This is a genomic window from Streptomyces sp. SID5643 (assembly GCF_009872555.1).
Taxonomy (GTDB): domain Bacteria; phylum Actinomycetota; class Actinomycetes; order Streptomycetales; family Streptomycetaceae; genus Streptomyces; species Streptomyces iakyrus.
The window spans coordinates 1-15,716 of record NZ_WWIC01000326.1 but is presented as its reverse complement, the minus strand read 5'-3'; the positions used below and the strand labels follow the sequence as shown (position 1 = coordinate 15,716).

The window sequence follows — 15,716 nt, the reverse complement described above, 5'->3', positions numbered from 1 at the left end:
GGGAATCAACGGCGCTGCCCGCGGAGCGACAGCGCCCGCTCCACGATGGCCTCCAACTGCTCGTGATGCGCACCCTTCCAGTACGCCCGCCCACACGCACCGCACCGCGCGAACACGTCGTACGACCGGTGCGTGCCCTGCTGCAACTGGTCCGCCACCTCCTCCTTGGAGGCCTTGCGCAGCATCCCGTTGCAGGCGGTGCACCGCGTCCAGGGCAGCAACTCGGGCCGGAACCGCTCCAGTACGTCCCGCAGCTGCTCCTCCGGCCGCGTGCTGTACACGAACGCCCCCGCCCACAGCTCGCGCCGCCGCAGCAGCCCCCGGTCGCGGCTCAGCATCACCCGCTGCTCCGCCGCCGAGCGAGCGGCCAGCGCCGGGTCGCCGATGTCGGTCGACTCGTAGGCCGTGTCCACGCCGAGCAGCCGCAGCCGGCGGGCCAGCGTGCCGAGGTGGACGTCGAGGAGGAAGCGCAGGGGAGCGCCCGGGACCCGCTGGGGGCGCGCGACGGTCCGTACCGTCACCGACTCCCCGGCCGCCGGGACGTGCGAGACGGGCACCTCGCGGCCGTCCACGAGCAGCGCGCCGACCTCGGTCAGCGGAACGCCCAGCGACTCGATGACGTGGCCGAGGCCGGCGGCGCCGTCGGTGGCGGCCCGCACCGTGCCGTCCGGGCGGGCCCGGGGGACGAAGACGTGCAGCTCGGGGGCGAACTCGACGTGGATCTCGGGACCGTTCACCAGGTCAGGATGCCACGGCGGCGGGCAGCGGCCTCAGGGTTTTCCGCTCGGCAGGCCGTGCTCCATGACGTCCAGGGCACGGTCGACGAGGTCCCGGATGTCGTCCCGGTGGCCGGTCTCCGCCCAGTACTGGGAGACCTCCATCAGCCCGCCCATCACCGACATGGCGAAGACCCGCAGCTCCAGGCTGTCGGGGGCGAGACCGGAGCGTTCGGCGAGGGCCTCGCGGAGCAGCCGACCGGTCGCCGCCATGCTCTCCATCATGCGGGCGCGGACGGCCGGGACCTCGACCCCGAGCCGGGTCCGCAGCCGCGTCACCTCGGGCTCCTCGGCGAGGCTCAGGTCGAGTGCCGTGCGCATCACGTGCCGCAGGACGTCCGCCCACGACTCGTCCTGCGGCCGGGCCCGCACCTGCGCCATCACCACCGGCTCCCACGCGTCGGTGACGACGATGTCCTCCTTGGCCGGGAAGTACCGGAAGACGGTCGACGGCGACACCTCGGCGCGGTCCGCGATCTGCTCGATCGTCGTGGCGTCGTAGTCCTGCTCCTCGATCAGCGCGTACGCCGCGGCGCGGATCGCCTGGCGGGTCTTGATCTTCTTCCGCTCCCGCAGCCCCAGGGGAGGGCGGTCGGCGGGGGTGGTGCGTGGGGCCGTCATGAAGGTCATTGTCGGGCATGGACGGGCAACGCCAGAAAATGAGACCGACTGTCAAATGGTGGAGACTTTCATGGATGGCGATGCCCCGGGGAGCGGGAGGCGGGCTATCCGTGCTGGTACGCCACCAGCGAGATCCCCACGTAGTGCGCGATGAAGGCCGCCAGGGTGAAGGAGTGGAACACCTCGTGGAAGCCGAACCAGCGCGGTGACGGGTTCGGCTTCTTGATGCCGTAGACGACGCCGCCCGCGCTGTAGAGCAGGCCGCCGACGACGACCAGGACGAGGACGGCGATGCCGCCGGTCCGCATGAAGTCCGGCAGGTAGAAGACGGCCGCCCAGCCCATGGCGATGTAGCAGGGTGTGTAGAGCCAGCGCGGGGCGCCCACCCAGAAGACCCGGAAGAGGATGCCGCCCACGGCCGCGGCCCAGATGCCCCAGAGCAGCCACTGCCCCTTGGCCCCGGGCAGCAGCAGCATGGTCAGCGGCGTGTACGTGCCCGCGATGATCAGGAAGATGTTGGCGTGGTCCAGCCGGCGCAGGATGCCGTCCATGCGCGGACTCCAGTTGCCCCGGTGGTACAGCGCGCTCACACCGAACAGCAGGCAGGCCGTCAGGGCGAAGATCCCGCAGGCGATGCGTCCTCTGGAGGAGTCGGCGAGCGCGGTCAGCACCAGGCCCGCGACCAGGACGGCCGGGAACATGCCCAGGTGCAGCCAGCCGCGCAGCTTCGGCTTGACCGGATGCGGCAGGGAGAGCGCCTTCGGACCGTGGCCGTCGGCCGCCGAGTCCGTGGGCGCGTCGGGGACGAACGCAGTCATGGCGGAAATGGTAGCTACGGAACCGTAAGTGGCGTGTCGGTGCCGCCGATTGACCGGTGAAGAGTGGCCATCCTCTCACCACGTCCCGGCGATGGTCACGCAAACGGACTGCCAGGTGAACGCAAAGTACACGCAAAGCGGCGCGCGGAAACCGTGGCGAGCCTCACGTTGCTCACCTGTGCGCTCCTCTGGACAGATGGGCGCGTACGTCGGATGATCAAATGAGTGCGGTCGGCACCGGATGAGCGCCAAGATCCACCGAAGCGTCCGGGTCGCAGCCCCCACGGGGCCTCCACATCACAAAAAATCCCTCATTTAGGAGCAATCGTGGCGCGCGATATCGCGGCTCCCACCGTCCCCACCACCCATCAGGGGCTGATCTCGTGGGTCAACGAGATCGCTGAACTGACGCAGCCGGACAGCGTGGTCTGGTGTGACGGATCCGAGGCCGAGTACGAGCGACTGTGCGAGGAGCTCGTCGAGAAGGGCACCTTCCGCAAACTCGACCCGATCAAGCGCCCCCACTCCTACTACGCCGCCTCCGACCCCACCGACGTCGCGCGCGTCGAGGACCGGACGTTCATCTGCTCCGAGAAGGAGGCGGACGCGGGCCCGACCAACCACTGGAAGGCCCCCGCCGAGATGCGGGAGATCTTCCAGGGCTCCGGAGGCAAGGGCGGGCTGTTCCGCGGCTCGATGCGCGGCCGGACCATGTACGTCGTGCCCTTCTGCATGGGCCCGCTCGGCTCGCCGCTGTCCGCGCTCGGTGTGGAGATCACCGACTCGGCGTACGTCGCCGTCTCGATGCGCACGATGACGCGCATGGGCCAGGCCGTCCTGGACGAGCTCGGCTCCGACGGCTTCTTCGTCAAGGCCGTGCACACCCTGGGCGCCCCGCTGGAGCCCGGCCAGGCGGACGTCCCCTGGCCCTGCAACCAGACCAAGTACATCTCGCACTTCCCCGAGGACCGCGAGATCTGGTCCTACGGCTCGGGCTACGGCGGCAACGCCCTGCTCGGCAAGAAGTGCTACGCCCTGCGCATCGCCTCCGTCATGGCCCGGGACGAGGGCTGGCTCGCCGAGCACATGCTCGTCCTGAAGCTGACCCCGCCGCGCGGTGAGTCCAAGTACGTCGCCGCGGCCTTCCCGAGCGCCTGCGGCAAGACCAACCTCGCCATGCTGGAGCCGACCATCCCCGGCTGGACGGTCGAGACCATCGGCGACGACATCGCCTGGATGCGCTTCGGCGAGGACGGCCGCCTCTACGCCATCAACCCCGAGGCCGGCTTCTTCGGCGTCGCCCCCGGCACCGGTGAGCACACCAACGCCAACGCGATGAAGACGCTGTGGGGCAACTCCGTCTTCACCAACGTCGCCCTCACCGACGACGGTGACATCTGGTGGGAGGGCATGACGGAGGAGACCCCGGCCCACCTGACGGACTGGAAGGGCAACGACTGGACGCCCGAGTCCGGCGTCCCGGCCGCGCACCCCAACGCCCGCTTCACCGTCCCGGCCTCGCAGTGCCCGATCATCGCGCCGGAGTGGGAGGACCCCAAGGGCGTGCCGATCTCGGCGATCCTCTTCGGCGGCCGCCGCGCCACCGCCGTGCCGCTGGTGACGGAGTCCTTCGACTGGAACCACGGCGTCTTCCTCGGCGCCAACGTGGCCTCCGAGAAGACCGCCGCCGCCGAGGGCAAGGTCGGCGAGCTGCGCCGCGACCCGTTCGCGATGCTGCCGTTCTGCGGCTACAACATGGGCGACTACATGGCCCACTGGGTCGACGTGGCCAAGGACAAGGACCAGTCCAAGCTGCCGAAGATCTACTACGTCAACTGGTTCCGCAAGGACGACGAGGGCAAGTTCGTCTGGCCCGGCTTCGGTGAGAACTCCCGCGTCCTGAAGTGGATCGTGGAGCGCCTGGACGGCACCGCCGAGGGCGTCGAGACCCCGATCGGCGTCCTGCCGACCAAGGAGGCCCTCGACACCGACGGCCTGGAGCTGGCCGAGTCCGACCTGGAGTTCCTGCTCACGGTCGACAAGGAGGTCTGGCGCGAGGAGGCCGCCCTGGTCCCCGAGCACCTCAACACCTTCGGCGACCACACGCCGAAGGAGCTGTGGGACCAGTACCGCGAGCTGGTGCGGCGCCTGGGCTGATCCTCACCTCGAACTCCGCGGCCGGCTGGAACCGACTGTGCCCTGACCAGCAACATCGTCACGGCCGGCCGCGGTGACAACACCATCGGCAGGGGTCCGCACGACAGTGTGCGGACCCCTGCCTTTCGCATGTCTCCGTCGCGCCCCCCTGTCCACAGGCGGGCGTCGTACCGGCTCCGGCGCCGTCCCACGGGGGGCAGCGCGGGCCGGTGGGCTGACGGCATGACATATTCCGTATGTGTCCTTGCAGTTGGGACGCTTGAGTGCGCGAAAGGTTGTGCGCACATTCGGCTTCACCTTGGGTACGGGTCGATCACAACTGATCGCCCGTCGGGTGCGGTTTGGGTGCCATTGGGTGGATCAATCCAAGATCTTCTGATGCCCCGGCTATGACATGGTCAAGTGAGCGACTCCGCAGGGGCGTTGATGCGACGCGCGCCCTTCGCTCCAGGTGTCCGGTGTCCGAACAGCGGGACCTCATCCGCCCCGTGTCGCTCCACCCATCGAGTGCCGCCCGATCCAGGCGCGGCCCCGCATCCACAGCCGAGAGGGCGCTTCATGGCCGACGAGATGGTGCGTCAAGCCCAGGTCTTCATCAATCGCGTGTACGGCAGCCGCATCGGCATGACCGTCGAGGAGAACGGACAGACCGGCTGGCCCACCATGTACGCCCTGACCCGCGCGCTCCAGCACGAACTCGGCATCACCAACCTGTCGAACAGCTTCGGGCCGGCCACTCTGGCGGCCATCGCGGAGAAGTACGGCAAGATCGACGCGAACAACGTGCCGCACGCGGACTTCTGCCGGATCCTCCAGTCCGCCCTGTACTGCAAGGGCTACGACGGCAGCTCCATCGACGGCACCTACAGCGCCCGCATGCAGCAGTCCGTCGCCCAGCTCAACGCCGACATGGGACTCAGCGCGGTCTACCCGGGCAGCGCACTGTGGCCGAAGGTCATCAAGGGCCTGTTCAACATGGACGCGTACGTCACCGTCAACGGCGGCTCCAACACGGTCCGCGCGGTGCAGCAGTGGCTCAACGGCCAGTACGTCCTGCGCAAGGACTACTACGTCATCCCCTGCGACGGCCACCACTCGCGCGACGTCGCCAAGTCGATGCTCTTCGCCGTCCAGTACGAGATGGGGATGGCGGACGGGGTCGCCAACGGTGTCTTCGGCCCCGGCACCCAGTCCGGCCTCAAGTCGCACACCCTGTCGGTCGGCAGCTCCGGCAACTGGGCACGGCTCTTCACCGGCGCGATGATCCTCAACCAGCGCCCGGTCGCCTTCGGCAACTTCACCAGCGCGGTCTCCACCGCCGTCCAGAGCTTCCAGTCCTTCGCGAAGCTCCCCGTCACCGGTAAGGGCGACTTCTCCACCTGGGCCTCACTCCTCGTCTCCTACGGTGACCAGAGCCGTAGCGGAGAGGCCTGCGACGGCGTCACCAAGATCACTGACGCGCGTGCGGCCACCCTCAAGGCGGCCGGTGTGAAGTACATAGGCCGCTACCTCACCAACCCCAGCGCCACCTCGCTCCCGGAGAAGGCCATCCAGCCGGGCGAGCTGGCCACCATCGCCTCGAACGGCCTGCGCTGCTTCCCGATCTACCAGACGTACGGCAGGGACGCCGCCGGCTTCAACTACGCGGCAGGCCGCGCCGCGGGCCAGGCCGCCGCCAACGCCGCCCTCGACCACGGCTTCAAGCCCGGCACCCGGATCTTCTTCGCCGTCGACTTCGACGCGCTCGACCACGAGGTGACGTCGAACGTCCTGCCGCACTTCAAGGGCATCGTGGACGCGCTGTCCGCCGACGGCGCGGAGTTCGCTGTCGGTGTGTACGGGCCGCGCAACGTCTGTACCCGGGTCGGCGAGGCCGGGCACTCCACCGCCTCGTTCGTCTCCGACATGTCCTCCGGCTTCTCCGGAAACTTCGGTTACCCGCTGCCCGCCGACTGGGCGTACGACCAGATCGTCACCCGCACCGTCGGCTCCGGCGCCGGCTCCATCGAGATCGACGTCAACATCGCCTCCGGACGCGACACCGGCCAGGCCTCCTTCAACGCGCCCCGGCCGCCGCTCCCCGACGTCGGCTTCGACGGCCGCTTCCTCAACGCGCTGCACGCGGACCTCAGCCGCTACATGCGCAGCATCGGCTACGAGGACGACGGCGGCACCGGCGCCGACGCGCGTCTCTTCACGCACACCCAGTGCTTCGAGACGATCATGTCGTACGACGCGCAGACCACCCAGCTGTCCCGTGCGTACAACATGCGCAAGGCGATGATCCAGACCTCCGCCTACTGGGAGATGCGGCACTACGACCTCATCGACCAGACCGTGGACCACGCGGTCGCCCAGTACCACCTCAACGGCGTCGGCATCAAGAAGGACTCCTCGACCGGCATCGGGCAGATCAGCGGCGCGAACGGCATCCGCGCCTGGAACCACTGCATCGACAACGGCTTCGTCACCGGCACCCGGCTCGATCCGACCAAGGACGCCGACATCTGGACGATGTGGCAGAAGGTCAACAAGGACAACGCCTTCACCATGCGGACCGTGCCGCTGATCCACCTCTGGGGAGTCGCGGGCAAGCCCGGCGGCCAGAACCCGCCGGCCGGCGAGACCAAGTTGCGCGCCATGAGCCTGAACTACACCGAGGGCGAGATCTTCGAGATCATCCGCCGCTACCAGGGCTGGGGCGACGAGGCCGAGCTTCATGCCGCCAAGCGCATGGGGCTGTACCACATCTTCGAGAAGTACAACAACCTTGTCCGGCAGCTCGCCGGCGGGTGAGGTGGACGCCATGACCACCTCGTATCCCGCCGCACTGCCCCTGCTGCTCTGCATCGTCGTCGCCGCCGTGACCGCCTTCGCTCTCGTCGGGTACGGCTTCCCGGCGATCGGCAGGGGCGGTCCGGGGGCGGTGGCACGCGGCGGCGCCGCGCTCGCCGGCGCCCTCGCCGCGGTCGCCTGGATCTGGGGTCTGGTGTCGCTCTTCCTCGACGAGAGCGGCACCGCCCAGGCCTGCCAGGACGCGAACCTCGCACAGTACGGGCAGGTGAGCGGCTACAGCGTGTCCTACCTGCCGCCCGCCCTCGACTGCCGCATGTCGTCAGGTGGTTCGTACGCGGCGGCCGTCCCCGGCTTCATCGCGCCCGTGATGACGGTCAGTGCGGTGATCGCGGTGACGCTCGCTCTGATCGCCTTCGCCGAACACCGCCGCACCACCACACCCGAGCATCCCGAGAAGAGGACCACGTGAGCGACGCTCCCGCCCCGCTGTCCCGCAGAGGCTTCCTGCTGCGTGCCGCCGCCGTCACCGCCGCCGCGGCGGCGGTCCCGTACTCGCAGGCACTGGTCACCCCCGCATACGCCGCCGAGCCGCGGGACTACACCTTCCCCAAGGCCGTCCGCGAGGGCGTCGCCCGGGCCGAGGCCCGTAACAGGAAACTCCTCGCCGGGGCCGACTCGGCCAACGGCTGGGACATGGAGACCGCCGCCGACCGGGGCGGATCCATCGCCGCCCGGCCCGTGCCCGGTACTCCCGTGACGGACCTGCAGGTCCGGCTCGGCGCTCCCGAGACCGTCCTGGTCCACGTCGTCCGCCGCTTCCACTACGAGATCGCCGAGCTCCAGCCCGGCGAGGCCGTCGGCTGGACCGCCCCGAAGGGGCTGCGCGGGCCCGCCCGCAACCTGGCCTCCGGCACCGCCGTCCGGATCCGGCCGGGCCACTACCCGCCCGGCACCAAGGGCGGCTACTTCCCCCTGGAGCTCGCGGTGCTGCGCGACATCCTCGCCGAACTCGACGGTGTGGTCCGCTGGGGCGGCGACGACCGCGCCGTCGACGAGGCCCTCTTCTACCTCGCGGTCGGCCCCGACGACAAGCGCCTGACCGCCGTCGCCGAACGCCTCCGCGCCGGCGGCGACCGGGCCCCGGGCGACGGGGCCGGCACTCTCGTGGACGTCCACGAGAAGGGCCGCCGCTCGGCCGCCGAGGCCCTCGCCCGCCGCCAGCGGAAGGCGGCCTGACGCCGCTTCGCGCCTGGCCCGGGCTTTTCCGTTTCACAGTCGACCACCAAGGAGAAGGCAATGAAGAGAAAGCTCACTCTCGTGGCAGCGGCGACCGTGGCGATGGGGGCGTTCGTGACTCCTTCCGCCCATGCCAACACCGGTTTCGAGAACCAGATGAGCCCCGAAGCCTGTCAGAAGTCCCAGGCGGCGTCCGACTTCAAGTACGCGATCTACTACAACTCGAACTACGGCGGCGCTTACCGCAACATCGGTTACAGCGTCTGGGACTTCGCCGACGAGCGCATCGGCGGGGCCCCGCAGGGCGGCACCCAGCCGCTGAACTTCTGCCACGGCGGAAGCGGCAACCTGCAGGGCATCAAGAACAACGCCGCGTCGGTGAAGAACAAGCACTCGACCTATTACGCCGTGACGTATTACAACAGCGGTTACAAGGGCTCCGCGGACTGGTCCAGCCCGCGTTCCCAGACCAACCTCTCGGTGACGAAGAACGAGAACGCCTCGTTCGCCTGGCAGACCCTCTGATCCGTACCGGCACACGGGCGGCCCGCTGCCGGCAGCGGGCCGCCGTCGCCGCACTTTCTCCTCTTCCCTCCAGCAGTCCCTCCGGTGGTAGGTACCCCCATGCGTATGAAGGCCAGGCGAGCAGGCGTCTGTTCGCTGTTGATCGTGGCGACTGCGGTGTCCGTCACCGGTTGTTCGGGCGACGGGGCCACGGCGAAGCCGCCGGTGGCGACACCGAAGCCCACGGTTCCGTTCGACGCGGCCGATCCCGCGACATGGGTGCTCCCGATCGAGGGCTATCTGCCGTCGGAGACCGAGCGGAAGCAGATCTCGCAGGCACGGAAGATACTCGTCGGCACCTGCATGAAGGACTTCGGCTTCTCCTGGGAGCCGGCCGCCGACCTGCCACGTCTGGGCGGCAAGACCCTGGTCGACTGGCGTTACGGCATCCACGACATGGCGCTCGCCGAGGAGCGCGGGTACAAGCCGGCGGCCGAGGAGCAGGAGGCGTACGACCGGGCCGTCGAGAAGGGGGCCCTGGACGGTACGTCGGGTACCGGCCCGGACACGCGGGCCCTGGAGGGCGGCGTCAAGGAGGTCGGGGGCAAGCCCGTGCCCGAGGGCGGCTGCCTGGGCGAGGCCGACCGGAAGGTCTCCGCCGGTGGCGCGAACACCACGATCGCCCAGACCATCAGCAATGAGACCTTCGCCCGGTCCCAGCAGGTCCCCGAGGTCGTCGAAGCGTTCGAGGCCTGGTCCGCCTGCATGAAGAAGAGCGGGTTCGACTACGCCCGGCCGCTCGACGCCAGCGACGACCCGCGGTTCGGTTCGCAGGGCGTCACGCCGCTGGAGATCAAGACCGCGACCGCCGACATCTCCTGCCGGGACAAGACCAAGGTCGCCAAGGTCTGGTTCGACGCCGAGGTGGCGATGCAGAAGGAAGAGATCGAGGCGGGAGCCGAGCGGCTGAACGGGGAGAGGAAATCCCTGAACGCGGCCGTGAAGAAGGCCGCCCGAGTCATAGCGGGCTCCTGATGCGTTCTCGTGGCCTGGCCCAGCGCCGAAAGGCTCTCGGCTTCCTGGTACTGGCCTGTCTCGTGTGTACCGGGGCGGGCGCGGGCGCCACCCTCCTCATCAAGTCCCCGGCGCAGGTCGCCGCGGACACGGCACCTCCGCCACCGGACATCCTCACGGCGGAGGTGGAGAACCGCGTGATCTCCCAGGCCCTGATCACCCGCGGGAAGGTGACCGCCTCCCGGCGCACGGACATCTCCTCCGGACCCCGGGCAGGTGAGGACGCCGGACGGTCGGTGGTCACCAAGGTCACGTCCGCTCCCGGCCGGAAGCTCACCGCCGGGCAGGTGCTTCTCGAAGTCTCGGGCCGTCCGCTGTTCGTCCTCAAGGGCGCCGTCCCCGCCTACCGTGACCTGGTGCCCGGCAAGCGCGGCGAGGACGTCGCCCAGCTCCAGTCGGCGCTCAACGGCTCCGGCCATCGAACGGGCAACGACCTCTCAGGAGTCTTCGGCCCGGGCACCGCGCGGGCTCTGACGTCCTTCTACCGCTCCATCGGCTATGAAGTTCCGGTCACCGAGGCCCCCGGGAGCGTGAGCCCGGCCGGGGCTCCACAGCCCGGCGCATCGGCCTCCCCGGAGGCGAAGCCCGAGGAGGCCCCGCCGCGCGCCCTTCCCACCTTCCCGATGTCGGAAGTGGTCTTCGTCCGTTCCTTTCCCGCGTACGTCGAGGACGTGCGCACCGAAGTGGGGGACGAGGCCGGGGAGAATCTGCTGTCCCTGTCCTCCGGCGAACTCACCGTCGAGGGTTCCGTGACACCGCAGGAGAAGGGGATGATTCGCGCGGGGCAGAAGGTGCGGATCTACTCCGACACCGCGGGCCGCGAGTACAGCGGAGAAGTGAAGTCCGTCGCCCTGGAACGTGCCACCGCGGAAGACGACGGCGGCGAGGAGCCGGGCGAGCAGAGGTACACGGTCGAGGTGACACCCTCCCGGCCCCTGCCCAGGAAACTGAACGGCGAGAACGTGCAGTTGACCGTGGTGGCGGCCTCGTCGAGGGGGAAGGTGCTCGCCGTGCCCTCGTCGGCCGTCTCGACCGGTGCCGACGGTCTGACCAGCGTCACCGAGAGGACAGGGCGCAAGGAGCGCCGGATCCCCGTCGAAGTCGGTGTGTCGGGGGACGGGTACGTGGAGATCATGCCGCGCAAGGGCGCACGCCTGGAGGCCGGTGCCCGGGTCGTCGTGGGCGTGCAGACGAGAGCGACTGCGGGCCGCCCGTGACCGTCACCGCCGAGGACAGCGCCGTCATCGAGTTCCGTGGCGTCGGACTCCGATACCCCGGTCCTCCCGCCGTCGACGCCCTGCGCCCCTGCGATCTGCGCATCACCGACGGGGAGTTCGTCACCGTGGTGGGGCCGTCGGGCTCGGGCAAGTCCACCCTGCTGAACATCGCGGGGCTCCTGGACGCGCCCACGCAGGGCCAGTACCTGCTGAACGGGATCGACACGGCCGCCCTGAGCGCCGCTCGTCTGGCCGCGCTGCGCGGCGAACGGATCGGGTTCGTCTTCCAGGCCTTCCACCTCCTGCCCCATCGCAGTGCGCTGGAGAACGTCGAACTGGCCCTGGTCTACCGGGCCGTTCCCCGGCGTGAGCGCCGTGCGCGCGCTGCCGCGGTCCTGGAGCGCGTGGGCCTGGCGCACCGTGCCACCGCCCTCCCCACCCAGATGTCGGGCGGCGAACGTCAGCGCGTCGCGGTCGCACGCGCCCTGGTGGGGGAGCCCTCCCTCCTGTTGTGCGACGAGCCGACGGGGAACCTGGACTCCGCCACGTCCGCATCCCTGCTCGACCTGCTGGACGCCCTGCACCGCGACGGCATGACCATCGTCGTGATCACCCATGACCGTCAGGTCGCGGAGCACGGACAACGCACCGTCACGATCCGCGACGGCGTTCTCCACGACTCCGGCCACCGGTCGGAGGCGGTATGACGACGCACCGCCCCAGCGCCCCGGAACGGTCCCGGCTGGCCGTACGCGATCTGCTGTCCGAAGCCGTGGCCGGCATGCTGCAGCGACCGGCCCGATCCGTTCTCACTGCCCTCGGGACCGTTCTCGGTGTCGGCGCCTTCATCGCGGTGCTGGGTCTCACCGGGACAGCCACCTCGCAGATCGACCATCGGTTCAACGCGCTGACGGCCACCGAGGTCAGCGTCACGGACATCGGTTCCGGTGGCGCCACGGCCCGGGACCTGTCGTTCCCGCGGGACGCCGACGCCCGCGTCACCCGGCTGAACGGCGTGCTCGCCGCGGGTGTCTCCTGGGGTGTCCGGCTCGGGCCACAGGAAGCGGTGCGGGCCGCCCCCGTCGGCTCGGCCAACAGCGTCGACGCCCGGACGCAGGTGATCGCCGCCTCGCCCGGGATCTGGCAGGCGTCAGGGGCCCGGTTCGCCGAGGGCAGGGCCTTCGACGGCTTTCACGACATGCACCACCAGCAGGTCGCCGTGATCGGACAGGCCACCGCGGCACGTCTCGGCATCACCACGCTGCGAACACAGCCGGCCGTCTTCATCGGCAGCACCGCCTTCACCGTGATCGGCATTCTGCAGGACGTCGAGCGGAAGCCGGAGCTTCTGATGTCCGTCACGGTGCCGCGTTCGGTGGCCGAACGGACATGGAGAGCCCCCACGGACGAGGGGGCGCAGATGCTGATCTCGACTCAGCTCGGTGCCGCCCGCCAGATCGCGGACGAGGCGGCCGTCGCCCTGCGCCCGGACCACCCCGAGTACTTCAGAGTGACCGCGCCTCCCGACCCCCGGTCCCTGCGCACCGCGGTCGGCGACGACCTGAGCCAGCTGTTCCTTCTCCTCGCAGGGGTGTGCCTCGTCATCGGGGCCGTCGGCATCGCCAACACCACCCTGGTGGCCGTGCTGGAACGGACCGGGGAGATCGGCTTGCGACGCGCTCTGGGCGCGCGCGGCGTGCACATCACCCTGCAGTTCCTCACCGAGACCGCGACGCTCGGCCTCCTCGGAGGTCTCGTCGGTACCTCGATCGGCGTCGTCGTCGTGGTCGCCGTCGCCGTGGCGCGGCAGTGGACGCCGGTGATCGACCCCGTCACCTTGGCCGCCGCCCCGGTCCTCGGCCTGCTCGCCGGACTGCTGGCCGGTCTGTACCCGGCGTGGAGAGCGTCCCGCATCCCACCCGTCGAGGCGCTGCGCCGCTGAGCTGAACCCGCGGCGCCCGGGACATCGAGGGACACCCCCGGCTCACGCCGACGCGAAAAGGTGGCGCCCGGTCCGCGCGTCGCTGCGGGTGCGCGCGGACCGGGGCCGTCAGGGGGAGCCCGTCGGGGCTCAGCGGGACGCGAGTTCGCGGGGCTCCAGGGCCGCCGTGTGGGCGTCCATCCGCTCGGCGGCCAGGATCGCCGCCGCCGTGTCGGCCCGGGAGGCGGCGACGACCAGCGCCCGGCCCGCCAGGGCGTGCGCCCGCCGGTGCAGGGCCGCCGTGCCGCGCTCGCGTCGGCCGCTCATCGGTGCCCGCACGGGGGTGCGGCCTCCACGCAGCCGGCCGACCTGCTCCGCGAGCCGCTCCGCCGCCGTGTCCAGGTCGGCCGAGGACTGCGTCGCACGCAGCTCGTCCGTGACCGCGAGCAGGGCGGCGAGGTGGCCCGCGAGCTGGATGTCCAGCTCTTCCTCGCGGGAACGGTGGGGGAAGTCGGGGTTGGGGCCGTCCACCGTGCTGTGGACCGACTTGGTGCGGATCGGTTCGTACATGGGAAGGCCTCCTGAGCGCTTACAGGAAACCATCCTAGCTTAGATTTCGTCTAAAGTTGAGTTGTTCACAAAACAGGACTGCCCGCGCACATAGTGTGAGCGGGCAGTGCGGGCAGGTGCGGCCGGGTGGGTCAGGTCTGGCTGTAGCCGTCCAGGAAGTGGCCGATGCGCCCTACGGCGTCGGTCAGGTCTCCCACCGTCGGCAGGGTCACCACCCGGAAGTGGTCCGGCTCCGGCCAGTTGAAGCCCGTGCCCTGGACGACCATGATCTTCTCGCGCCGGAGCAGGTCCAGGACCATGCGGCGGTCGTCCTTGATCTTGAAGACCTTGGGGTCGAGGCGCGGGAAGAGGTAGAGCGCGCCCTTGGGCTTCACGCAGCTCACCCCGGGGATCTGGGTCAGCAGCTCGTACGCCGTGTCCCGCTGCTCACGCAGCCGTCCGCCCGGCAGGACCAGGTCGTTGATCGTCTGCCGTCCGCTGAGCGCCGCGACGACCCCGTGCTGCCCCGGCATGTTCGCGCACAGGCGCATGTTCGCCAGGATCGTCAGGCCTTCGATGTAGGAGTCGGCGTGGGCGCGCGGGCCGGAGATCGACATCCAGCCGACCCGGTAGCCGGCCACCCGGTAGGCCTTCGACATGCCGTTGAAGGTGAGGGTGAGCAAGTCCGGGGCGACGGAGGCGGTCGGGGTGTGCGTGGCCCCGTCGTAGAGGATCTTGTCGTAGATCTCGTCGGAGCAGACGAGCAGGTTGTGCCGGCGGGCGATGTCGGTCAGGCCCTTGATCATCGCCTCGTCGTAGACGGCCCCCGTCGGGTTGTTGGGGTTGATGATCACGAGCGCCTTGGTGCGGTCGGTGACCTTGCGCTCGATGTCGGCGAGGTCCGGCATCCAGTCGGCCTGCTCGTCGCAGCGGTAGTGCACGGCGGTGCCGCCGGACAGGGAGACGGCGGCGGTCCACAGCGGGTAGTCGGGCGCGGGCACGAGGACCTCGTCGCCGTCGTCCAGCAGGCCCTGCATCGCCATCACGATCAGCTCGGAGACGCCGTTGCCGATGAAGACGTGCTCGACGTCCGTCTCGATGCCGAGGGTCTGGTTGTGCATGACGACCGCCCGGCGCGCGGCCAGCAGACCCTTGGCGTCGCCGTAACCGTGCGCCGACGACACGTTCCGGAGGATGTCCTCCAGGATCTCCGGCGGGCACTCGAAGCCGAACGCGGCCGGGTTGCCGGTGTTCAGTTTGAGGATCCGATGCCCGGCAGCTTCCAGTCGCATCGCCTCCTCGAGCACCGGGCCCCGGATCTCGTAACAGACATTGGCGAGCTTGGTCGACTGGATCACCTGCATGTGTGGGAGCTTACGGCCCGGTAATGGCTACCGGGTCGTGTTTTCCGCCACGTGAGACGCGGCTGTTTGGGGTGATATCGCCGCACGCTGTCCCACCAGCACCTTCGGTCTCTAGAATGCGCCGCCATGTCCAAGCCATTCGATTACGCCGACGGAGCGACGGGCGGCGAGCCGCAGGGCCCGCCGAACGTGTACCTGCCGCAAGGGGCGCCCCCTCCGGCGTACGACGCCTACGCGGACCCGGCGGCCGCGCACGGCTGGCAGGACGTGTACGACCGGCCGGACCCGGCGGTCACGCAGGCCGCCCCGCATCCGGCCGACGGCAGGAGGGCCGGGGGCGACGCGGGTCACCCCGGCGCCCAGCCGTACTCCGGCGGTGGTGTGGGGGGTTCCGGCGGTGGCCAGATGTACACCGGCGGTGGTGCGGCTGGTTCCGGAGGCGGGCAGGCGTACCCCGGCGGTGGTGTGGAGGGCTCCCCTTACGCTCACCCCGGCGATGCGGCGGAGGGCTCTCGTCGCGGCGGCGTGTATACCGACGGGGGTCCTGAGGGCTCCGGTGTCGGGCACGGGTATCCGGGTGGTGCTGCGGAGGGCTCCGGTGTCGGGCGCGGGTATCCGGGTGGTGCTGCGGAGGGCTCCGGTGTCGGGCGCGGGTATCCGGGTGGTGCTGCGGAGGGCTCCGG

The 15,716-nt window shown here is 70.0% G+C and carries 15 protein-coding genes; 10 read left to right on the top strand and 5 right to left on the bottom strand.

What is annotated here, in order from left to right; genetic code table 11:
* Nucleotides 1-5: 5 nt before the first annotated feature.
* The 3 genes from GTY56_RS34730 to trhA all read right to left on the bottom strand — a co-directional run bounded on the left by GTY56_RS34730 (nucleotide 6) and on the right by trhA (nucleotide 2,215).
* The gene (locus GTY56_RS34730) at nucleotides 6-737 is read right to left on the bottom strand and encodes a Mut7-C RNAse domain-containing protein (RefSeq protein ID WP_161369263.1); all 732 of its coding nucleotides are present in this window, start codon (nucleotides 735-737) and stop codon (nucleotides 6-8) included.
* Between the two features lie 33 nt (nucleotides 738-770).
* The gene (locus GTY56_RS34725) at nucleotides 771-1,397 is read right to left on the bottom strand and encodes a TetR/AcrR family transcriptional regulator (RefSeq protein WP_161369262.1); all 627 of its coding nucleotides are present in this window, start codon (nucleotides 1,395-1,397) and stop codon (nucleotides 771-773) included.
* A gap of 104 nt (nucleotides 1,398-1,501) precedes the next feature.
* Nucleotides 1,502-2,215 carry a PAQR family membrane homeostasis protein TrhA gene (trhA, locus tag GTY56_RS34720; protein WP_161369261.1) on the bottom strand — a complete coding sequence of 238 codons (714 nt, stop codon included), beginning with the start codon at nucleotides 2,213-2,215 and terminating at the stop codon, nucleotides 1,502-1,504.
* A gap of 327 nt (nucleotides 2,216-2,542) precedes the next feature.
* Here trhA and GTY56_RS34715 point away from each other — a divergent pair, with 327 nt between their 5' ends.
* The 9 genes from GTY56_RS34715 to GTY56_RS34675 all read left to right on the top strand — a co-directional run bounded on the left by GTY56_RS34715 (nucleotide 2,543) and on the right by GTY56_RS34675 (nucleotide 13,141).
* Complete coding sequence (locus GTY56_RS34715) at nucleotides 2,543-4,372, top strand: phosphoenolpyruvate carboxykinase (GTP) (RefSeq protein WP_161369260.1); 1,830 nt, start codon at nucleotides 2,543-2,545, stop codon at nucleotides 4,370-4,372.
* A gap of 558 nt (nucleotides 4,373-4,930) precedes the next feature.
* On the top strand, nucleotides 4,931-7,168 hold the full coding sequence (locus GTY56_RS34710) for a glycoside hydrolase domain-containing protein (RefSeq protein WP_161369259.1): 2,238 nt from the start codon (nucleotides 4,931-4,933) through the stop codon (nucleotides 7,166-7,168).
* A gap of 10 nt (nucleotides 7,169-7,178) precedes the next feature.
* Nucleotides 7,179-7,637 carry a hypothetical protein gene (locus GTY56_RS34705; protein WP_161369258.1) on the top strand — a complete coding sequence of 153 codons (459 nt, stop codon included), beginning with the start codon at nucleotides 7,179-7,181 and terminating at the stop codon, nucleotides 7,635-7,637.
* Nucleotides 7,634-8,404, top strand: a complete 771-nt coding sequence (locus GTY56_RS34700) for a twin-arginine translocation signal domain-containing protein (RefSeq protein ID WP_161369257.1) — start codon at nucleotides 7,634-7,636, stop codon at nucleotides 8,402-8,404. Before GTY56_RS34705 ends, GTY56_RS34700 begins: the two co-directional genes overlap by 4 nt.
* A gap of 60 nt (nucleotides 8,405-8,464) precedes the next feature.
* The gene (locus GTY56_RS34695) at nucleotides 8,465-8,929 is read left to right on the top strand and encodes a hypothetical protein (RefSeq protein WP_161369256.1); all 465 of its coding nucleotides are present in this window, start codon (nucleotides 8,465-8,467) and stop codon (nucleotides 8,927-8,929) included.
* A gap of 144 nt (nucleotides 8,930-9,073) precedes the next feature.
* Nucleotides 9,074-9,943, top strand: coding sequence for a hypothetical protein (locus tag GTY56_RS34690; protein WP_346345652.1), 870 nt, complete (start codon nucleotides 9,074-9,076; stop codon nucleotides 9,941-9,943).
* Complete coding sequence (locus GTY56_RS34685) at nucleotides 9,943-11,199, top strand: HlyD family efflux transporter periplasmic adaptor subunit (protein WP_161369254.1); 1,257 nt, start codon at nucleotides 9,943-9,945, stop codon at nucleotides 11,197-11,199. The genes GTY56_RS34690 and GTY56_RS34685 overlap by 1 nt, the downstream gene beginning before the upstream one ends.
* Nucleotides 11,196-11,906 (top strand): ATP-binding cassette domain-containing protein, encoded by a 711-nt coding sequence (locus GTY56_RS34680; protein WP_161369253.1) that lies wholly within the window; start codon nucleotides 11,196-11,198, stop codon nucleotides 11,904-11,906. The genes GTY56_RS34685 and GTY56_RS34680 overlap by 4 nt, the downstream gene beginning before the upstream one ends.
* Nucleotides 11,903-13,141, top strand: coding sequence for an ABC transporter permease (locus tag GTY56_RS34675; RefSeq protein WP_161369252.1), 1,239 nt, complete (start codon nucleotides 11,903-11,905; stop codon nucleotides 13,139-13,141). Before GTY56_RS34680 ends, GTY56_RS34675 begins: the two co-directional genes overlap by 4 nt.
* Nucleotides 13,142-13,270: 129 nt before the next feature.
* Here GTY56_RS34675 and GTY56_RS34670 read toward each other — a convergent pair whose 3' ends face one another.
* Nucleotides 13,271-13,690 (bottom strand): SCO4983 family protein, encoded by a 420-nt coding sequence (locus GTY56_RS34670; protein WP_161369251.1) that lies wholly within the window; start codon nucleotides 13,688-13,690, stop codon nucleotides 13,271-13,273.
* Nucleotides 13,691-13,821: 131 nt separating this feature from the next.
* Nucleotides 13,822-15,033, bottom strand: a complete 1,212-nt coding sequence (locus tag GTY56_RS34665) for a pyridoxal phosphate-dependent aminotransferase (RefSeq protein WP_161369250.1) — start codon at nucleotides 15,031-15,033, stop codon at nucleotides 13,822-13,824.
* A gap of 126 nt (nucleotides 15,034-15,159) precedes the next feature.
* Between GTY56_RS34665 and GTY56_RS41250 the strand changes: the two genes are divergently transcribed.
* Nucleotides 15,160-15,716, top strand: a 557-nt coding sequence (locus tag GTY56_RS41250) for a hypothetical protein (protein ID WP_202511133.1), incomplete at its 3' end; no start/stop codon positions are given.